The sequence below is a fragment of the Agrobacterium sp. 22-223-1 genome (genome assembly GCF_053522385.1).
The window spans coordinates 120078-140229 of the sequence record NZ_JBNWCN010000006.1; the positions used below are offsets into that span (position 1 = coordinate 120078).

At 59.4% G+C, this 20152-nt stretch carries 20 protein-coding genes; 10 read left to right on the forward strand and 10 right to left on the reverse strand.

Going from position 1 to position 20152, the window contains the following annotated elements; all coding sequences use genetic code 11:
- Position 1 precedes the first annotated feature (1 nt).
- The 3 genes from ACQZ60_RS21525 to ACQZ60_RS21535 are packed head-to-tail and all read left to right on the forward strand — an operon-like array spanning position 2 to position 2842.
- Entirely contained in the window at positions 2-1618 is a 1617-nt protein-coding gene (locus ACQZ60_RS21525; RefSeq protein WP_020813556.1) for a heme biosynthesis protein HemY, read from the forward strand.
- A gap of 14 nt (positions 1619-1632) precedes the next feature.
- Positions 1633-2121, forward strand: a complete 489-nt coding sequence (locus tag ACQZ60_RS21530; protein ID WP_020813557.1) for a tellurite resistance TerB family protein — start codon at positions 1633-1635, stop codon at positions 2119-2121.
- Positions 2111-2842, forward strand: a complete 732-nt coding sequence (locus ACQZ60_RS21535) for a glutamine amidotransferase (RefSeq protein ID WP_003523491.1) — start codon at positions 2111-2113, stop codon at positions 2840-2842. Before ACQZ60_RS21530 ends, ACQZ60_RS21535 begins: the two co-directional genes overlap by 11 nt.
- Positions 2843-2966: 124 nt before the next feature.
- Here the strand turns inward: ACQZ60_RS21535 and ACQZ60_RS21540 are convergent, their stop codons facing one another.
- A complete protein-coding gene (locus ACQZ60_RS21540; RefSeq protein WP_020813559.1) occupies positions 2967-4199 on the reverse strand; it encodes an MFS transporter in 1233 nt (410 codons plus the stop codon).
- A 246-nt stretch (positions 4200-4445) separates the two neighbouring features.
- Between ACQZ60_RS21540 and ACQZ60_RS21545 the strand changes: the two genes are divergently transcribed.
- Together ACQZ60_RS21545 and ACQZ60_RS21550 are read left to right on the forward strand one after the other, a co-directional pair.
- Positions 4446-4736, forward strand: coding sequence for a YggT family protein (locus tag ACQZ60_RS21545; protein ID WP_003523487.1), 291 nt, complete (start codon positions 4446-4448; stop codon positions 4734-4736).
- Complete coding sequence (locus tag ACQZ60_RS21550) at positions 4733-5044, forward strand: DUF167 domain-containing protein (protein WP_031234583.1); 312 nt, start codon at positions 4733-4735, stop codon at positions 5042-5044. The genes ACQZ60_RS21545 and ACQZ60_RS21550 overlap by 4 nt, the downstream gene beginning before the upstream one ends.
- Positions 5045-5149: 105 nt before the next feature.
- Here the strand turns inward: ACQZ60_RS21550 and ppa are convergent, their stop codons facing one another.
- From ppa to ACQZ60_RS21570, 4 genes are all read right to left on the reverse strand, one after another.
- On the reverse strand, positions 5150-5683 hold the full coding sequence (gene ppa / locus ACQZ60_RS21555; protein ID WP_003523485.1) for an inorganic diphosphatase: 534 nt from the start codon (positions 5681-5683) through the stop codon (positions 5150-5152).
- A 168-nt stretch (positions 5684-5851) separates the two neighbouring features.
- Complete coding sequence (locus tag ACQZ60_RS21560; protein ID WP_003523484.1) at positions 5852-6358, reverse strand: GNAT family N-acetyltransferase; 507 nt, start codon at positions 6356-6358, stop codon at positions 5852-5854.
- Positions 6359-6573: 215 nt separating this feature from the next.
- On the reverse strand, positions 6574-8394 hold the full coding sequence (gene typA / locus ACQZ60_RS21565; protein ID WP_003523483.1) for a translational GTPase TypA: 1821 nt from the start codon (positions 8392-8394) through the stop codon (positions 6574-6576).
- Between the two features lie 162 nt (positions 8395-8556).
- Positions 8557-10617 carry a M3 family metallopeptidase gene (locus tag ACQZ60_RS21570; protein ID WP_448736107.1) on the reverse strand — a complete coding sequence of 687 codons (2061 nt, stop codon included), beginning with the start codon at positions 10615-10617 and terminating at the stop codon, positions 8557-8559.
- Positions 10618-10807: 190 nt separating this feature from the next.
- Between ACQZ60_RS21570 and ACQZ60_RS21575 the strand changes: the two genes are divergently transcribed.
- The 3 genes from ACQZ60_RS21575 to ACQZ60_RS21585 are packed head-to-tail and all read left to right on the forward strand — an operon-like array spanning position 10808 to position 12653.
- Positions 10808-11035: a hypothetical protein gene (locus ACQZ60_RS21575; RefSeq protein WP_155246314.1), complete on the forward strand. Its 228-nt coding sequence runs from the start codon at positions 10808-10810 to the stop codon at positions 11033-11035.
- On the forward strand, positions 10993-11451 hold the full coding sequence (locus tag ACQZ60_RS21580) for a MarR family winged helix-turn-helix transcriptional regulator (RefSeq protein WP_020813564.1): 459 nt from the start codon (positions 10993-10995) through the stop codon (positions 11449-11451). The genes ACQZ60_RS21575 and ACQZ60_RS21580 overlap by 43 nt, the downstream gene beginning before the upstream one ends.
- Positions 11452-11456: 5 nt before the next feature.
- Entirely contained in the window at positions 11457-12653 is a 1197-nt protein-coding gene (locus ACQZ60_RS21585) for a multidrug effflux MFS transporter (protein ID WP_448736108.1), read from the forward strand.
- Between the two features lie 54 nt (positions 12654-12707).
- On the opposite strand, the gene ACQZ60_RS21590 is transcribed toward ACQZ60_RS21585, so the two are convergent.
- The gene (locus tag ACQZ60_RS21590; protein WP_003523477.1) at positions 12708-13931 is read right to left on the reverse strand and encodes an argininosuccinate synthase; all 1224 of its coding nucleotides are present in this window, start codon (positions 13929-13931) and stop codon (positions 12708-12710) included.
- Between the two features lie 314 nt (positions 13932-14245).
- Between ACQZ60_RS21590 and ACQZ60_RS21595 the strand changes: the two genes are divergently transcribed.
- Both ACQZ60_RS21595 and ACQZ60_RS21600 read left to right on the forward strand, forming a co-directional pair.
- Positions 14246-15100, forward strand: a complete 855-nt coding sequence (locus tag ACQZ60_RS21595; protein WP_031234585.1) for an SDR family NAD(P)-dependent oxidoreductase — start codon at positions 14246-14248, stop codon at positions 15098-15100.
- A 128-nt stretch (positions 15101-15228) separates the two neighbouring features.
- Complete coding sequence (locus tag ACQZ60_RS21600; RefSeq protein ID WP_003523192.1) at positions 15229-15876, forward strand: LysE family translocator; 648 nt, start codon at positions 15229-15231, stop codon at positions 15874-15876.
- A 39-nt stretch (positions 15877-15915) separates the two neighbouring features.
- Here ACQZ60_RS21600 and ACQZ60_RS21605 read toward each other — a convergent pair whose 3' ends face one another.
- The 4 genes from ACQZ60_RS21605 to rlmN form a co-directional block, all read right to left on the reverse strand.
- Entirely contained in the window at positions 15916-16710 is a 795-nt protein-coding gene (locus ACQZ60_RS21605; RefSeq protein WP_065656934.1) for an ABC transporter ATP-binding protein, read from the reverse strand.
- Positions 16707-17588 (reverse strand): ABC transporter permease, encoded by an 882-nt coding sequence (locus ACQZ60_RS21610; RefSeq protein ID WP_003505036.1) that lies wholly within the window; start codon positions 17586-17588, stop codon positions 16707-16709. Before ACQZ60_RS21610 ends, ACQZ60_RS21605 begins: the two co-directional genes overlap by 4 nt.
- A 107-nt stretch (positions 17589-17695) precedes the next feature.
- On the reverse strand, positions 17696-18649 hold the full coding sequence (locus ACQZ60_RS21615; RefSeq protein WP_020813569.1) for an ABC transporter substrate-binding protein: 954 nt from the start codon (positions 18647-18649) through the stop codon (positions 17696-17698).
- Between the two features lie 108 nt (positions 18650-18757).
- On the reverse strand, positions 18758-19930 hold the full coding sequence (gene rlmN, locus ACQZ60_RS21620) for a 23S rRNA (adenine(2503)-C(2))-methyltransferase RlmN (protein WP_078052458.1): 1173 nt from the start codon (positions 19928-19930) through the stop codon (positions 18758-18760).
- Positions 19931-20152 lie beyond the last annotated feature (222 nt).

Sequence of the window (20152 nt, forward strand, 5' to 3'; positions counted from 1 at the left end):
CATGACCAGAATTCTGACTTTCGCCGTTATCGTTCTGGCTCTCGGCTTCGGTTTCTCCTGGCTGGCCGACAGGCCGGGTGTGCTCTCCATCGTCTGGCAGGGCCAGCTGATCGAAATGAGCTTGATGGTCGCCGCCTCCATCATCGCGGCGCTGGTCGCCACCGTCATGTTGGTCTGGTGGATCGTCAATGCCATCTGGACCTCGCCCAATGCCGCCCGGCGTTATTTTCGTGCCCGCAAGCGCGACCGTGGTTATCAGGCGCTCTCCACCGGGCTCATCGCTGCCGGGGCCGGCAATGCGATCCTCGCCCGCAAGATGACGGCCCGCACTCAAGGGTTGCTCAGCGCCGATCAGGAGCCGCTGATCCATCTGCTCGATGCGCAGGCCGATCTCATCGAAGGCAAATATGACGAGGCACGGCGCAAATTCGAAGCCATGGCCCGCGATCCCGAGACACGCGAACTTGGCCTTCGCGGCCTTTATATCGAGGCCCGCCGTCAGGGCGCCTATGAAGCCGCCCAGCAATATGCCGAGGATGCAGCGGAGAAGGCTCCCTATCTGCCCTGGGCCGCGCAGGCGACGCTGGAAAACCGCTGCCGCAACGGACAGTGGGACGATGCCATCCGCCTGCTCGACCAGCAGAAGGCGGCCGGCGTCATCGAACGCGGCGAGGCGGAACGTCTGAAAGCAGTGCTTCTTACCGCCAAGGCCGGCGAAAAGCTGGAAAGCGATCCGGTTGGCGCGCGCGAGGATGCCAAGCACGCTCTCAAGCTTGCCAAGAGCCTCGTTCCGGCAGCGCTGATCGCGGCGAAATCCTATCTCCGGGAAGACAATCTGCGCAAGGCAGCCACGGTTCTGGAGCCCGTCTGGAAGAACGATCCGCACCCGCAGATCGCCGAACTTTATGTCCGCGCACGCAGCGGCGATACCGCCATCGACCGGCTGAAACGGGCTGAGCGGCTGGAAAGCTTGAAGCCCAACAACATCGAATCCCTGTTCGCCGTGGCGCAGGCAGCGCTCGACGCCAAGGAATTCGCCAAGGCGCGGGCCAAGGCCGAGGCCGCCGCCCGGATCGAACCGCGCGAGAGCATCTTCTTGCTGATGGCCGATATCGAGGAGGCCGAAACCGGCGATCAGGGCCGTGTGCGCTACTGGATGGCGCAGGCGCTGCGCGCGCCGCGCGACCCCGCCTGGGTGGCCGACGGCGTCGTTTCGGAAAAATGGCTGCCGGTCTCGCCGGTCACCGGCCGTCTCGATGCTTTCGAATGGAAAGCGCCTTTCGGCCAGCTCGAAGCTCCAGTCGAAGACCTGACAATCGAAAACGCGATTGCCGCAGCGCCCGCACGGGCCGAACCGGCCGCGAAAACGATCATTGTCGAAGCCGCGCCGGAGACACGCGCCGAACCGAAACCCGCCCCGGTCGCACCGATCGAGGTCAAGCCGGCCGTATCGGTCCCGCAGGAGAAAAAGCCGGTCACAATCGAAGCGCCAGTGGAAACCGATGTTACGGATGAAAAGGCGGAAGCCGTGCCGTTTTTCGGCGGCGCGCCGGATGATCCGGGCGTCAAGAAACCCGGCGTGGAAGCCGAACCCAAGACCCGGCTCAAACTCTTCTGACGAACAGGATATCGATGTTCCAGCAAATACAGTCGTTTATTCAGAACCTCGTCGGCCCGCATGGGGATGATTTTAGCCCGGACGATCTGAGGGTGGCGGTGGCCGCCCTCTGTTTCCAGGTCATGGAAGCGGATGGCACCGTCTCGAAAAGCGAGCGCGACCGCCTGCGCGAAATCCTGCAGGACTATTACCATCTCGATGCCGGCAAGCTGGACGCGCTTCTCGCCGCCGGCCAGGAGGCCGGCAAGGAAGCCGTCGATTATTACCGCTTCACCACCGATATACGCCGCCATCTCGATGAAGATCAGCGCGTGGAGCTTATTGGCATATTATGGGATATTGTTTACGCTGACGGCGAACGAAGCGAAATGGAAGACCATGTGATCTGGCGAGTCGCCGACCTGCTTGGTGTATCCGTGCGCGACAGGGTTCTGCAACGTCAGCAGGCCGCCACGAGGTCCGGGCCCGCTGAAGAAAGCGAAAACGAAGACGATGCTGTTTGACCCTTCCAGGCAACAGAGAAAACAACCATCGCTGCTCATCGTCCTGCATCAGGAACGTTCCACGCCCGGCCGTGTCGGCCAGATGCTGGTGGAAAAAGGGTATCGTCTGGATATAAGGCGCCCTGCGCTCGGCGATGACCTGCCGCAAACGCTGGAGAAACACGCAGGCGCCATCATCTTCGGCGGACCGATGAGCGCCAACGATTCTCATGACTACGTCAAAGCCGAAATCGACTGGCTGAAGGTGCCGCTGAAGGAAAACAAACCCTTTCTCGGCATCTGTCTCGGCGCGCAGATGCTGTCCAAACATCTCGGCGGCAAGGTGGAGGCCGACAGGGAAGGCAAGGTGGAGATCGGCTGGTATCCGCTTCATGCCACCGAACATGGGCGCCTTCTGATGCCGCATTGGCCGAAGATGGTCTATCATTTCCACAAGGAAGGGTTCGAGCTGCCCCGCGGAGCCGAACTTCTGGCCTCGGGCGAGACCTATCCCAATCAGGCCTATCGCTATGGAAAGAATGCCTGGGGCCTGCAGTTTCACGCCGAACTGACCCGCGCCATGATGCATAGCTGGGTGGTGCGCGGCGCGCAGCGCTTCGGCATGCCCAATGCGCAGGTGGGCAGCCAGCATCTGGAAGGCCGCATGCTGTTCGACACGCCGCTCAGGGCATGGCTCGGCAATTTCCTCGATCTGGTTTTTGAAGGCAAGGCGCAGCGCTAGCGCGGGATGGCGAAAAGTGTAAGCGGTTTTCGCCTGAAATCCCGCGTCTCAACTTTTTGATTTAGATCATGATGATTTTGGGTCGATTCGACCTAAAATCATCATGACCTAATGCCCATCGCCATCAGTTCGGCGCGTCCAGATTGTCGATTCTGCGCAGCTTTGAAAAGCTGAGCGCCCAGATAACCGCCACAGCAAGCGTGCCCGCCCCGCCGATGACAACGGCCGGCACGGCCCCGACGACATGCGCCATGGTGCCGGCGCGGAACTCACCCAACTCGTTCGATGCGCCGACGAACACCATGTTCACGGCATTCACGCGCCCGCGCACCTCATCCGGCGTCCACAGCGCGATCAGGGTCTCGCGCACATAAACCGACACCATGTCGGATGCGCCCATGACCACCAACGCGGCGATAGACAGCCACGCGGTTTGCGAAAGCCCGAAGACCACGGTGGAGATGCCGAAGAGGCCGACGCCGGTAAACATCAGCAGACCGGCATGGTGACGAATGGGCTTGAACGCCAGAATGACCGCAACGGTGATGGCCCCGATGCCGGGTGCTGCCCGCAGAAGCCCGAGACCCCATGGCCCGAGCGTCAGCACTTCCTTGGCAAAAATCGGCATCAGCGCCACCGCGCCGCCCAGCAGCACCGCGAAAAGATCGAGCGAGATCGCACCGAGAACGATTTTTTCCTGCGCGATGAATTTGAACCCGGCGAGCATGGTTTCGAGACTGATGGCTTTTGCCGGGCCGCGTTGTTCCGGCTTGCGGATCGTCACCGCAAGCGCTGCGGACACGATGAAAAGCACGAGCGCCACGCTATAGGCGACGGAAGCACCGAGGCCATAAAGCAGGCCGCCGGCAACGGGACCGAGAATGGACGCCATCTGCCACGAAGAGGAATTCCAGGCGATGGCGTTCGGCAAATCCTCCACCGGCACGAGATTGGGCGCCAGCGACTGAACCGCCGGTCCCATAAAGGCGCGCTCTATGCCGAAGACGACAAGAATGGCGAAGACCGGCCAGGGGGAAAAGCTGTGCGTCAGCGTAAGACCCAGAAGAGCGGCAGCGCACAGCGCCGCAATCAGCAGGCATATGGCCATGATGCGCCGACGATTGTGCCGGTCGGCGACCGTTCCGGTGACGAGGATCAGAAGTAGGGACGGCAGAAACTGGAAAAGACCGATCAGGCCGAGATAAAAGGCGTTGCCGGTCACCTCATACATCTGCCAGCCGACCGAGACGCTGACGATCTGGATGGCGAAAGCGGAAAAAAACCGGGCACTGAAAAAGCGGCGATAGGAACTATGCCGGAATGCACCGAAACGGTTTTCGGCGGAAGGGAGGGACATCGGCTGGGTGCTCGCGAGACAATATGAGAGCTTTGCAATAGAGCGATATCACGGGAATCGCCAGCCCTCACCAGCGGGATGACGAAAAGTGTGAGCGGTTTTCGTCTGAAATCCCTCTACAAAGCCATGAACCAGATTGCGATGATCGCCGGCCGATCAGACCAAAGATCATTACGATCCGGCGCGACACTTGCCGGTTCACGGTTCAATGTCTAAATGTCTTGCAACCAAGATACGGAGATATTGATGCTTGCCCTGTTTCAGACCATCGATCTGGCCTTGAACCTCTATACGTGGGTGCTGATCGCCAGCGCTATTTTTTCCTGGCTTTACGCCTTCAACGTCATCAATTCCCGCAACCAGTTCGTGAACGCCATCGGCAGCTTTCTGTTCAATGTCACGGAACCGGTTCTGCGCCCCATCCGCCGCATTCTGCCCAATCTCGGCGGCATCGACATTTCGCCGATCATCGTGCTCTTGATCATCTTCTTCATCCGCTCCTTCATGTGGAACACGCTTTACCCGATGGTCGCTTGAGCGGCTGCTGGCAGAAGCATAGCGACCATGTCCGCCTGACCGTCCGCCTCACACCGAATGGCGGGCGGGACGCCATCGACGGCGTGGAAAAGGATGCGGAGGGAAACGCGCATCTCAGAGCCCGCGTCAGCGCCGTGCCGGAAGGCGGCAAGGCCAACAAGGCCCTGATTGTTTTGCTGGCGAAAAAACTCGGCCTGCCGAAATCCTCCATCAGCTTCGTTTCAGGCGAAACGGCGCGCAAAAAAATCCTCCGGATCGACACCGACCCGGAGGATTTCGAAGAGCTATTCAAGAAGCTCGAAAACTAAAGCGCATCGCGTCTAATCTGATTCATGCGACGCGCTTTAGATCTTTGTTTTTAAGCATGTCTTAGTCCCAAAACCGCTGCACACTTTTGGGAGACATGCTTTAGATCAGCCCTGCGCCTTGTAGCGCTCGATGGCTTCGACGATCAGCTTCTTGGCGACGTCGACATCCTGCCAGCCGCCCATCTTCACCCACTTGCCGGGCTCCAGATCCTTGTAGTGCTCGAAGAAGTGCTCGATCTGCTTCAGCGTGATTTCCGGCAGGTCGGTGTAGTTGTGGACCTTGTCGTAACGGCGCGTCAGCTTCGGAACCGGCACGGCGAGGATCTTCTCGTCCTTGCCGCCGTCATCTTCCATGATCATCACACCGATGGGGCGGACATTGATGACGCAGCCCGGAACCAGCGGGCGGGTGTTGCAGATGAGAACGTCGATCGGATCGCCATCGTCGGACAGGGTGTGCGGCACGAAACCATAGTTACCCGGATAGGTCATCGGCGTGTAGAGGAAGCGATCGACGATCAGCGCACCGGCATCCTTGTCCATCTCGTACTTGATCGGGTGTCCACCGACCGGCACTTCAACGATGACATTCACGTCATCCGGCGGATTCTTGCCTACGGAAATTGCATCGATACGCATTCGCTTCCCTCATTCGACGGGTTGGATTTGGTTTTCGATACTGGGAAAGTCGCCGCATTGCAACATGGCTTTGGGCGGATAAGGCAGAATGCGGGATTTGAGGCTATCGCATTTGCGCATGGCCGGCCGGGAGAATGAACCCAAGGCCAAATCACCCGGCATTGTTTGTCAGTTCCAGACGAAACCGACCTTGCGAAGCGACTTGCCGTCGAAATCTTCCATGCCTTCGGCGATATCGCGGCCACCGTGAGAGCGGAAAAAGCGGTTGGCCACATCGCTGTCTTCAAGGCACCAGACAACGATGCCGTTGCAGCCAAGCGAGGTCAGCAGTCTGCGCGCTTCCGTAAACAGCAGCGAGCCAAGCCCGATGCCCTGATATTCCGGCCGGAGATACAGTTCGTATATCTCGCCGTCCTGCGGCAGCCCGCGTGCCCGGCTGAGGCCCAGTGTCGCATATCCGGCGACCACACCGGCCACCTCCACCACCAGCATGGTTGCGGAGCCTTTGGTTGCCTTTTTCCACCAGACTTCTCCACGACGCTCGAGCATCTGCGTCAACGGCCGATGCGGGATAAGCCCAGCATAGGCCTGTTGCCACGACAGACGGTGCGCCTCGGAGATGGCGCGCGCATCATGCGGTTCAGCACGGCGAACATCGATGGATAACGTTTTCATAACGCGATTCTGGCCCCGGCCACGCAAACTTACCAGTCATAAAGGTTAACGCCGGCAAGCTTACCCACAGCCTATTCATGTGGACGACCGATAAAAATTAACGCATCCTTAACCTTTGGCAAAGCGCCTTTCGACTCATGCACACATAAAAACGAACGCATAAAAAAACCCGGCTCGAGGCCGGGTTCTTTCAAATTCGTAACGACAAGCCGCAATCAGACAGCGAGCTTGGCCTTTTCAAAACGCTTGCGATCGTTGGCGTCCAGGAACATCTTGCGCAGACGGATGGACTTCGGCGTCACTTCCATCAGCTCATCGTCCTGAATCCAGGAGAGCGCGCGATCGAGCGTCATGCGGATCGGCGGCGTCAGCTTCACGGCTTCATCCTTGCCGGCAGCGCGGATGTTGGTCAGCTGCTTGCCCTTCAGCACGTTCACTTCGAGATCGTTATCGCGAGAGTGAATACCGATGATCATACCGGCATAGACCTTTTCACCCGGCTCGATGATCATCGGGCCGCGATCTTCCAGGTTGAACATGGCATAAGCGACAGCTTCGCCCGAACCGTTCGACAGCAGAACGCCGTTTACGCGGCCGGCAATCTGGCCCTTGAAGGGCTGATAGTCGTGGAACAGACGGTTCATGATCGCCGTACCGCGCGTGTCGGTCAGCAGTTCCGACTGGTAACCGATCAGGCCACGGGTCGGCGCATAGAACTTCAGACGAACGCGATTGCCGCCGGAAGGACGAAGCTCGGCCATTTCAGCCTTGCGCTCGGACATCTTCTGGACGACGACGCCGGAATGTTCTTCATCAACGTCGATCACGACTTCTTCGATCGGCTCCAGCAGGGTGCCGTTCTCATCCTTGTGCATCACGACGCGCGGACGCGAAACGGCAAGCTCGAAGCCTTCGCGACGCATGGTTTCGATCAGAACCGCCAGCTGCAATTCGCCACGGCCGGAAACGAAGAACGAATCCTTGCCTTCGGCTTCTTCGATCTTCAGCGCAACGTTGCCTTCGGCTTCCTTGAACAGGCGGTCACGGATAACGCGGCTCGTGACCTTGTCGCCTTCAGTGCCAGCCAGCGGGCTGTCGTTGACGATGAACGACATGGTAACGGTCGGCGGGTCGATCGGCTGCGCGGTCATCGCCTCGGTGACGGAGGGGTCACAGAAGGTGTCGGCAACAGTTCCCTTGGAGAGGCCTGCAATGGCGACGATGTCGCCCGCATGGGCTTCTTCGATCGACGTGCGCTCAATGCCGCGGAATGCGAGGATCTTGGAAATACGGCCGTTTTCAATAACCTTGCCGTCCTGGCCGAGAACCTTCACGGCCTGGTTAGGCTTGATGGAGCCGGAAGCGATGCGACCGGTGATGATGCGGCCGAGGAAGTTGTTGGCTTCAAGGATGGTGCCGATCAGGCGGAACGGACCTTCTTCAACCTTGGGCTCCGGAACATGTTCGAGAACCAGATCGAGCAGCGGCGCAAGACCCTGATCCTTCGGGCCTTCCGGGTTGACGTTCATCCAGCCGTCACGACCGGAACCGTAGAGGATCGGGAAGTCGAGCTGCTCATCGGTGGCATCGAGGTTTGCGAAGAGGTCGAAGACTTCGTTGATGACTTCTTCGTGGCGGCCATCCGGACGGTCGATCTTGTTGATCGCGACGATCGGGCGAAGACCGACCTTCAGCGCCTTGCTGACCACGAACTTGGTCTGCGGCATCGGGCCTTCCGAGGAGTCGACCAGAACGATTGCGCCATCCACCATCGACAGGATACGCTCGACTTCACCGCCGAAGTCGGCGTGGCCGGGGGTGTCGACGATGTTGATGCGGACACCCTTCCACTCCACCGAAGTCGCCTTGGCGAGAATGGTGATGCCACGTTCCTTTTCGAGATCGTTGCTATCCATCACGCGCTCGGCGACACGCTGGTTGTCGCGGAACGAGCCGGACTGCTTCAGAAGCTCGTCCACGAGCGTCGTTTTTCCATGGTCAACGTGCGCGATGATCGCGATGTTGCGAAGTGCCATTGTTCAAAATCTCTGAGGTTGGGCGCTATATTGATGAGAAACGCCAATTTAGTTTGGCGCGCTCATAACCTTTTTTTTGCAAATGCGAAAGGGGGGCCTTGTCATAAGCCCCCTGCACTCAGGTTCTAGCTCAGAAATATGACAGTCTTTTATACCGAACTCTTACACGAGGCCACGCTTCAAAAGCATGGCATCCGGGCTTGGCATCTTGCCACGAAAAGCAAGATAGGCCTCCTCCGGATCGATGGAACCGCCGACGGAATAGATATTGTCTTTCAACTTGCGCGCCATCTCGCCATCGAAGGGGTTGCCAGTTTCCTCGAAGGCCGAAAAGGCATCGGCATCCAGCACTTCCGACCACATGTAGGAATAATAGCCGGCTGAATATCCGTCACCGGAGAAAACGTGCTGGAAATGCGGGGTCGCATGCCGCATGACGATAGACTTCGGCATGTTCAGGGTGGAGAGCACCTCACCCTGCACGACCATTGGATCGCTCACGTTTTCCCGCGTGTGGAACGCCATGTCGACAATCGCCGACGAGGTGAATTCCACCGTGCTGAACCCGGCATTGAAGGTCTGCGCGGCCAGAACCTTGTCCAGCAGCGCCTTCGGCATCGGCGCGCCTGTGTCATAGTGCAGGGCGTATTTTTCCAGAATTTCCGGCACGGTCAGCCAATGTTCGTAAAGCTGCGACGGCAATTCGACGAAATCGCGCGAGACACCCGTTCCGGAAACGGAAGGGTAAGTGACATTCGACAACATGCCATGCAGCGCGTGGCCGAATTCGTGAAACAGCGTGCGGGCATCGTCGAGCGAAAGCAGAGCCGGTTTGCCTTCGGCCGGTTTGGCGAAATTGCAGACATTGTAGATAATCGGGATTTCTCCGACCGTGCCGTTCTTCAAGGGCAGCTTGTGCTGCGACTGGAAGGAGCTCATCCACGCGCCGGAGCGCTTGGAGGGACGGGCGAAATAATCGCCGAGGAACATGGCTTTCAGATCACCCTTTTCATCGCGGATTTCGAAAACCCGCACATCCGGGTGATAGGCGGCGACGCCTTTGACTTCGACCGCTCGAATCCCGAACAACCGCCCGGCCACATCGAAGCAGGCCTCGATGATCTTTTCGAGCTGCAGATAGGGCTTCAACTCCGCCTCGGAGAAGCTGAATTTCCGTGCCCGCAACTTTTCGGCATAATGCCGCCAGTCCCAGGGCAGCACTTCGTGATTCCTGCCCTCCTCGGCGATGATGGCGGCCAGTTCGGCCTCTTCCTCGCCCGCACGGCGCACGGCCTTTTCCCAGACCTGCCCTAAAAGGCCGTTCACGGCATCGGGCGTCTTCGCCATCGTGTCATCAAGCTTGTAGGCGGCGAAATTCGCGTAACCGAGAAGCTTTGACTTTTCCTCGCGCAGTTCGAGCGTGCGGTGGACGATCTCGCGATTGTCGGTCTCGCCGCCATTCTCGCCGCGCGCCACCCAGGCCCTGAAAGCCTGTTCGCGCAGATCGCGGCGTTCGGAAAAGGTCAGGAAAGGCTCGATGATGGAACGGGAAAGGGTGACGGCAAATTTGCCGTCCTCGCCATGCTCACGGGCCGCACCCGCCATCGCGTCGCGAAGAAAACCGGGAACGCCGGCAAGTTCCTCTTCCGTGGAAAGCAGAAGCTTCCAGTTCTTTTCATCCGCCAGCACATTCTGCCCGAATCTCGCGCCGAGACCGGCAAGCTCCTCATTGATCGCCGCCAGCCGTTCCTGCCGGTCCTTCGGCAGCTTGGCGCCGGAGCGCACGAAACCCTTCCAGTGCCGCTCAAGGACGCGGCTCTCCTCACCCGTCAGCCCAAGCGTTCCGCGCTTTTCCCACAATGTATCGATGCGCTTGAACAGCGCTTCGTTCATGCCGATCTTCGAATAGTGCCGCGACAGTTTCGGTGCGATCTCCCGCTCCAGCGCCTGGATCACACCATTGGTATTGGCGCCCGCCCTGTTCCAGAACAGCGCCGAAATGCGCGAAAGATCGTCTCCGGCGATTTCGAGCGCGGTCACGGTGTTTTCGAAGCTCGGGGTCTCAGCATTGCCGGCAATCGCATCGATTTCCTGTTCGTGGGACAGAAGGGCGGCATCGAAGGCTGGAGCGAAATCCTCATCCCTGATCGCATCGAATTTCGGCAGACCATTGTGGCCGTTCCAGTCAACGAGTGCGGGATAAAGCGCGGTCTTGGATGGCATTTCATCTTCCTTGAACGATTCCGGTTAAGCCCATATGGGCACGCCTCCACCGGCAATTCAATGCCGGACTTTGGTGTAAGGAAGATTGGCTACGACCTGATTTTTGCTTTTGCCCCGACTGCCGGCACAGACGCCGGATACCGATGGCAGGTGACCTATGTAAGGGACTTGACCGACGATACGGACCGGCATGGCAGATGAAATAAAACGCGGGATGTCCGATCTTCTTTGCTTTGGCGTAACAATCATCGATTATGTTGCCGACCGTAACGCAATCGAACTGACACATACTTTACTCGATTTTCAACAATATGATTTATGCGCCATTGATTATCGCCGGGATTTTAGTAAGGCTGACTTACGAAAAGGCGAAGCATGGGCACTAAACGCGAAAAAGACTCGTTGGCATTTTTACTGAACAGCGGCGCACGCCTGCTGAACAGCGCGTTTGAGCGCCGAATTTCGGAGGCCGGACTGGGCCTGACGCCCGGCGAAGCGCGCGCATTGCTGACGGTTGCCGTCGTTGATGGTAGCAAACAGTCGGATATCGCCGCCCGGCTCGGCATCGAACCGATGACGATCTGCGCCTATCTCGACAAGCTGCAATCTCTCGATCTCATCGAACGCCAGCAGGACCCGCAGGACAGGCGCTCCAAGCGCATCGTGCTGACAAAAAACTCCACCGACATGCTGGAAGCCGTGCGCCAGGAAATCGATGAACTCGTCCGTCACGCCACGCAGGGCCTGAATGAAGAGGAGGTCGCGCTTTTCCGCAGCTTCCTGCAGACCCTTCGCAACAATCTCCAGCCGGAACAGCCGGGCCAGAGCTGCTGATCGCAATGTCGCCAAAAACGATCATGTCCAGAAAGCGCACGGCCATACTCGGTGCGTTGCTGACGGCGCTGGCGCCGATTTCCATGGCGATCTACACACCGGCCATGCCGGAACTGACGCGGGTTTTCTCCACCACGGAATCTGCCGTCAAACTCAGCCTCTCGCTTTATTTCGCCGGTTTCGCCATCGCCCAACTGCTCGCCGGCCCGGCATCCGACGCCTTCGGTCGGCGAAAAGCGAGTCTCGTTTTCCTCTCCATCTTTCTGGGCGGCGGACTGCTGGCGATCTTCGCCCCAACAATTGAAGTGCTGCTCTTCGCCCGGCTTGTTCAGGGCATTGGCGCCTCCGTCGGCATGACGGTGGCGCGCGCCATCGTGCGCGATCAATTCACGGGCGCTGAAGCCTCCAGCATCATGAACCTCATTGGCATCATGCTGGCCGTTGGCCCCGCCATGGGCCCGACCATCGGCGGGCTTTCGCTTGCGGCTTTCGGGTGGCAATCGGTATTTTTCCTCATGGCCGGCCTCGGGGCCATCGCCATCTTCTCCGTCGTGGTCTTCCTGCGCGAGACGACGATCCCGGACAGGAACCTTATCCGCCCGCGTCGCCTCCTGTCGGCCTATGGGACATTGCTCACCGAGCCGCGTTTTCTTCTGGCTGCACTGGTGCTCGGCGGTTCCATCGGCGCGCTTTATGCGCAGGCGACCATGCTGACCTTCATCCTCATCAATAAGGTCGGTATGACACCCACCGCCTTCGGCATCGGCATGCTGATGCAGACCGGCGCTTATTTCTTCGGCTCCATCGCCCTGCGTTATATCGCACCGCGGCTGGGCGACCGCCGTTCGGTCGTCCTCGGCCTCTGTTTTTCGGGAACAGGCGGTCTCCTTATCCTGCTGTCGGTGTTCCTGATACCGCCATCCTTTCTTTCGATCATGGGACCCGTGGCGGTGGCGACCGTCGGTATCGCCTTGCTGACGCCATCCATGGTGACGGCGGCCCTCGCCCCTTTCCCGCATATTGCCGGCTCGGCATCGGCGATGATGGGGTTCATTCAGATGGGGTCGGGTTTTGCGGGCGGCGCCGCAGCCTCGCTTATCGGTTCGCCGTTGACCGGCTTCGGCATCATCATCCCCGTGATGGAATTCACCGCAATCGCCAGCTACATCGGCTTCCGCATCGTCTCCAGACGAGAGACATGAAAAAACCCGCCGGCGTCGCCGCCAGCGGGTTTCATTATTTCCATTCCAGCAGAATTACTTGCTGATATTGCGCTTTGCGAGCGTGCGAAGACGCAGCGCATTGAGCTTGATGAAGCCTGCCGCATCCTTCTGGTCATAAGCGCCGTGGTCGTCCTCGAAGGTCACCAGCGCGTCGGAATAGAGCGACTTGGCGCTCTCGCGGCCGGTTACCATGACATTGCCCTTGTAGAGCTTCAGCGTCACTTCGCCTTCCACATGTTCCTGGCTCTTGTCGATCAGCGCCTGCAGCATTTCGCGCTCTGGCGAGAACCAGAAGCCGTAATAGATAAGCTCGGCGTAACGCGGCATCAGCTCGTCCTTGAGGTGGGCTGCACCCCGGTCAAGCGTAATGGATTCGATGGCGCGATGCGCGGCAAGCAGGATGGTGCCGCCGGGCGTCTCGTAAACGCCGCGCGACTTCATGCCGACGAAGCGGTTCTCGACCAGATCGAGACGGCCGATGCCGTTTTCGCGGCCATAGTTGTTCAGCGTCGCAAGAAGCGTCGCCGGCGACATTTCAACGCCGTTGATGGAGCAGGCATCGCCCTTGCGGAAACCGACCTTGATGACGGTTGCCTTATCGGGCGCGGCTTCCGGGGAAATGGTGCGCATATGCACATATTCCGGCGCTTCCTGTGCCGGGTCTTCCAGAACCTTGCCCTCGGAGGAGGAGTGCAGCAGGTTGGCGTCGACCGAGAAAGGCGCCTCGCCCTTCTTGTCCTTGGCAACCGGAATCTGGTGCTGTTCGGCGAAGTTCAAGAGGTCGGTACGGCTCTTGAACGTCCAGTCGCGCCAGGGAGCGATGATCTTGATATCCGGGTTCAGCGCATAGGCCGAAAGCTCGAAACGGACCTGGTCGTTGCCCTTGCCGGTGGCGCCATGGGCAATGGCGTCGGCGCCGGTCTTCTTGGCGATTTCGATCAGGTGTTTGGAAATCAGCGGACGGGCAATGGAGGTGCCGAGCAGATAGACGCCTTCATAAACGGCGTTGGCGCGGAACATCGGGAATACGAAATCACGCACGAACTCTTCGCGGACGTCCTCGATGAAGATTTCCTTGATGCCCAGCATCTCGGCCTTCTTGCGCGCCGGCTCAAGTTCTTCGCCCTGGCCAAGATCGGCGGTGAAGGTCACCACCTCCGCGCCCAGTTCCGTCTGAAGCCATTTCAGGATGATCGAGGTGTCGAGACCGCCGGAATAGGCGAGAACGACTTTCTTAACGTCTTTCGGAAGTGCCATAGTGATGTCCATCTGCATGATGACGGCATTGGGACACCGCCATTTCCTTGGGATTTCGGCACTTTTACAGTGCAACCCGAAATGTGTGAAGCGCTTTTCCGTGAGATAAGCGACAAAACAATTGATGGGCGGGTACGACAGCGAGCGATGACCGGGCGCATCGATGGGAACGAAGCAATTGTCACATGCATTATGAAAATTCGCGCTTTATCATAAGCGGCGCGATCGACTTGAAGACCGTGAATGAAGCCACTCAGGTTCAGGCAACGTTGCAAACCGCTGGAAACAGCCGAAACGACGCGAAGGAGAAACCTATGACGACCATCCACCCCGCATTCAAGGAAGATAATGTCGCTGTCATCACCGGTGCGGCATCCGGCATCGGACTTGCCGCCGCCCGCAAATTCGCCGGTTTCGGCATGAGTGTCGTGCTCGTCGATCTCGACGGCGACAGGCTTGCTGCAGCCCATGCGGATATTCTGGCCGTCGCCAAGGACGGCGAAGCGCAGATCGTCGCCATCCCGACCGACATATCCAAACTCGATGAACTGGAGGCGCTGGAGCGCGCCGTGATCCAGCGTTTCGGACGCGTTCACGTTCTGATGAACAATGCCGGCATCCAGCCCGGCAGCGCCATTTTCGGCCCGCAGGCCAATTGGGAAAAAATCATCAACGTCAATCTGATGGGCGTCGTGAACGGCAGCCGTGTTTTCGGCCAGGGCATGATCGCCCATGGCGAGCCGGCGCTCATCATCAATACCGGCTCGAAACAGGGCATCACCACACCTCCCGGCGATCCCGCCTATAACGTCTCGAAGTCAGGCGTCAAAACCTTCACGGAAGCGCTTCAGCACGAATTGCGCAATATTCCGAACGGCTCGGTTTCCGCCCATCTGCTGATCCCCGGTTACGTCTTCACCGGCCTCACCGCCCATGGCAGAACGGAAAAGCCGGAAGGCGCATGGACCGGCGAACAGACCGTCGACTTCATGGTCGAAAGCATCGGCCGCGGCGATTTCTACATTCTCTGCCCGGATGGCGAGGTGGACCGCCCGACGGATGAAAAACGCATTCTCTGGGCGGCCTATGACATCGTCCAGAACCGCCCGCCGCTGTCGCGCTGGCACACGGAATACTCCGCCGCCTTCACCAGCTTCCTGAAAAACTGAATGTTCCGGGCCGCCGCGATGTAACCGTTGCGGCGGCCTCTCGCGCCGATGCATTGGCGCTCAAAAACATTGGCAGAAGCGCGAAATCGCGTTAAGCACGGCAACCTCCAGATTTTACGGGTGCCGCGATGGATTTCGTTCCAGGCCTGCCAACATTGATCGCCTTCACCATCGCCATTCTGCTTCTGGCGGTGACGCCGGGACCTGACATGACGCTTTGGATCAGCCGCTCGCTGCGCGAGGGCCGGACGGCGGGTTTCATGACGCTACTGGGAACCAATATCGGCATTACCGTGCACACGATGCTCGTCGCCTTCGGCGTTGCCGCCCTCATCGTCGCTTCGCCGACGGCTTTCATGATCCTGAAGACCGGCGGGGCCGCATATCTGGTCTGGCTTGCCATTCAGGCGATCCGCAAAGGCTCGGATTTCGTGATGGTGAAAAGCACCGGCGAAAAAGCGCAATCCTCCCTGAAATCGGCGCTGTTGAACGGCATCTGGGTCAACCTGCTGAACCCGAAGATCATCATCTTTTTCATGACCTTCCTGCCGCAATTCGTCAGCGCATCCGACCCGCATGTAACCGGCAAGCTGATCTTCCTCGGCATATGGTCGATCATCGTCGCGCTGCCGATCGGCATCGGCATCGTGATCGCCGCAGATGTTCTTTCAGCCTGGCTGCAACGCAACCGGAAAATTCTGCGCGGACTGGATTACACGATCGCCGGCGTCTTTTCGCTTTTCGCCGTCAAGATTTTCTTCACGCAGGCGCGCTGACGGCAAACAAAAAAGGCGCCTTACGGCGCCTTTTTACAATCAACCGATCAGCAACTCATCGTCATCGAGCTTCTGGCCGCGTATCTTGCGGAACATGTCGATCAGGTCCTCGACCTCGAGATCCTTGCGGCTATCGCCGGAGACGTCGAGCACGATCTCACCGGCATGCAGCATGATCGTACGGGTGCCGTAATCCAGCGCCTGACGCATGGAATGGGTGACCATCAGCGTCGTCAGCTTGCGCTCCGACACGACCTTGCGGGTCAACTCCATCACGAATTCGGCCATGCCAGGATCAAGAGCAGCCGTATGTTCATCGAGTAGCAGCACGTCCGAGCCGGACAGCGTCGCCATGACGAGCGAGACCGCCTGCCTCTGCCCACCGGACAGAAGATCCATACGGTCCTTCAGGCGATTTTCCAGCCCGAGATTGAGCGAGGCGATGCGCTCCTTGAAGAAATCCCGACGGCCGCGCCCAAGCGCCGGCAGAAGGCCGCGACGCTCGCCGCGCGACGCCGCCAGCGCCAGATTTTCCTCGATGGTGAGCGCGCCGCAGCTGCCCGCCAGCGGGTCCTGAAACACGCGCGCAACCCGCCCAGCCCGGCTGGCGGTCGGTTTGCGGGTAACATCGGCGCCGCCGATCATCACCTTGCCCGCCGTCGGCAGGACATCGCCCGCCAGAACGCCGAGCAGCGTCGATTTACCGGCGCCATTGGAACCGATGACGGTGACGAAGGAGCCATCGTCGATGGTGAGATCGATCTTGGAGAGCGCCTGCTTCTGCAGCGGCGTGCCGCGCCCGAAGACGACCTGGATATCGGAAAGAGAAATCACGATGTTGCTCCCCCGCGACGGAGTCGGGGCAGGATCAATGCGATTGCCACCAATACCGCCGTTACGAAATTGAGATCGGACGCCTTGAGGCCCAGCACATCGCTCGACAAAGCGAGCTGGATGGCGAGACGATAGGCGATGGAGCCGAAGACACAGCCGATCAGCGCAATCAGAATGCCACGCGCGCCGAACAGAGTTTCGCCGATGATGACGGCGGCAAGGCCGACGACGATGGTGCCGACACCGGAGGTCACATCTGCAAAGCCGTTGGTCTGCGCAAACAGCGCGCCGCCGAGAGCGACCAGCGCATTCGAAAGCGCCATGCCGAGGTAGATCTGGTTGCCGGTCTTCACGCCCTGCGCCCGCGCCATCCGGGCATTCGCACCCGTCGCGCGCATGGCAAGGCCCGCATCGCTTTCAAGGAAACGCCAGACGAGGATGACCGCGATCAGCACCAGCGCGCCGACGAAAAGCGGCCGCACCAGATATTCCGACAAGCCGAGGCCGTAAAACGGCGAGATCATCGTATCCTGATTGAGCAGCGCCACATTCGGCTTTCCCATCACGCGCAGATTGACGGAAAACAACGCGATCATCGTCAGGATCGAGGCAAGCAGGTTGAGGATCTTGAAACGAACGTTGAGCGTCGCGGTCACGATGCCGGCGGCGGCACCGGCCACCATCGCAATCGCTGTCGCAACCCAGGCATTCAGACCGGCGATGATCAGCACGGCAGCCACGGCGGCGCCGAGCGGAAACGAACCGTCCACGGTCAGGTCAGGAAAATCAAGCACCCGGAAAGCGAGATAAACGCCGATCGCCACGAAAGCGAAGACCAGTCCCAGCTCCACGGCACCCCAGAAGGCGATTTGGCTCACGGTAATGTCCTTGTTATTGCCGCCATCAGGCGGAGACGGGCACCGTCTCGTGCCACGTAAAACGGGCGGCGAATTTGCCGCCGCCCGTTATTCAGTCTGGTTTCGGTTCAGTCGATGACCTTGGTGGCGCGCTTGGTGATGCTTTCCGGGAAGGTAACGCCAGCTTTTTCGGCGGCCTTCTTGTTGATCACCAGATCAGTGCCGACAGCAACGGTTGCCGGAATATCGCCCGGCTTTTCACCCTTGAGGATGCGGACGACGACGGCGCCGGTCTGCTTGCCAACGTCGAAATAGTTGAAGCCGAGGGCAGCAACCGCACCGCGGGCGACGGAATCCGTATCGGCGGCGTAAAGCGGGATCTTGGCCTCGGATGCAACGCCGGCAGCCGCTTCGAAGGCGGAAACGATGGTGTTGTCGGTCGGAACGTAGATCACATCGGCCTTGCCGACCAGCGCGCGGGTTGCGCCCTGCACTTCTGCGGACTTGGTGGCGACGGATTCAACAACCTTGAGACCCGCCTTCTCGGCTTCGGCCTTTAAGAGGGCCAGCGTCGAAACGGAGTTGGCCTCGGCCGAATTGTAGATGAAGCCGATGGACTTGGCGTTCGGGGAGATTTCCTTGATGAGCGCCAGATGTTCGCCAACCGGCAGCATGTCGGAAAGGCCGGTCACGTTGCGGCCGGGCTTTTGCATGTCCTTGACGAGCTGTGCGCCGACCGGATCGGAAACCGCCGTGAAGACGACCGGAATGTCGCGCGTGGCGGCAACGACGGCCTGGGCGGACGGCGTCGAGATCGGCACGATGACGTTCGGCGCATCGCCCACGAACTGGCGCGCGATCTGCGCCGCGGTGCCGGGATTGCCCTGCGCGGACTCATAAAGGAACTTGAGGTTCTCGCCTTCCTTGTAACCGGCTTCGGCAAGCGCGGCCTTGACGCCATCACGGGCAGCATCGAGCGCCGGATGTTCGACGATGGCGGTGACGGCAACGGTGACGTTTTCAGCCTTGGCCGGCAGAACGAGGGCGCTCGCGGCAGCGAGAGCCAGAACGAATGCGCGCATGGATATCCTCCTGTTGGTTCCCTGTTTTCGTCTTCTTAGGAACAAGACAGCCCGAAATCAATCGGAGACCGCTGCAAAACAAGCTTTCAGGCGGCAATTGCGGCTTATTCAGTCATCCGCGCCATGGTTGGCGATCATCATCGCCTCGAAAGCCAACCTTTCGGTCTTGCGCATGCGCTCCGATTCCGACTTCAGCTGGCCGCAGGCAGCGAGAATATCGCGACCGCGCGGCGTGCGGATCGGCGAAGCATAACCCGCCTGATTGATGAAATCGGCGAACTTCTCGATCTGCGCCCAGTCCGAGCACTGATAGTTCGTGCCCGGCCATGGGTTGAACGGAATGAGGTTGATCTTGGCCGGAACGCCCTTCAGAAGCTGCACCAGCATCTTGGCGTCTTCCAGACTGTCATTCACATCCTTCAGCATCACATATTCGAAGGTAATGCGGCGGGCGTTGGAGAGGCCCGGATATTTACGGCAGGCCTCGATCAGTTCCTTCAGCGGATATTTCTTGTTGATCGGCACCAGCATGTCGCGCAACTCGTCACGCACCGCATGCAGCGAAATCGCCAGCATGACGCCGATCTCATCGCCGGTGCGGAAGATTTCCGGCACAACACCCGAGGTAGAGAGCGTGACGCGACGCTTGGAGAGCGACAGGCCATCGCCATCGGTGGCAATCAGAAGTGCGGTCTTCACATGCTCGAAATTATAGAGCGGCTCGCCCATGCCCATCATCACGATGTTGGAAACCTTGCGGCCTTCGCTCGGCACATAAGCGCCAACCGGCGTCGAACCATCGGGAAAATCACCGAGCCGATCACGGGCCAGCAGAAGCTGGGAGAGAATTTCCTCAGCCGTCAGGTTGCGCACGAGGCGCTGGGTGCCGGTGTGACAGAAGGAACAGGTCAGCGAACAGCCCACCTGGCTCGAAATGCACAGCGTGCCGCGACCCTCTTCGGGAATATAGACCGTCTCGATTTCGACCGGACGTCCCGCACCGCGCGGCGGGAACCGCATCAGCCATTTGCGGGTACCGTCATTGGAGATCTGCTCTTCGACGATTTCCGGGCGGGCAATGGTGAAGGCCGCCTTCAGCTTCTCGCGAAGCTCCTTGGCGACATTGGTCATATTATCGAAATCGGAGACGCCGCGCACATAAAGCCAGTTCCACAACTGGCTGACGCGCATCTTCACCTGCTTCTGCGGCACGCCGATTTCGGCCAGCGCCTCGCCCATGTCCTCACGCGTCAGGCCGATCAGCGACGGCTTGCCGGACATCAGATCGCTATTGGCGATCAGCGGGGTTTTGACTGCCAGGCCGGCAGGGGCTTGCATTACGGACATTACGCTATCCCACCATTCCATGCATCGCACGACCAGCCTTTCGGATAGGCGGAAAATCGTCTGCATGTCGAGAAAATCAAAGGCGGAGCACTTTTCGCGCATCCGCCTGTCAATGTTGCCGCGCCTTTAGCATCAAACAAGCAAAAACGCAAATGG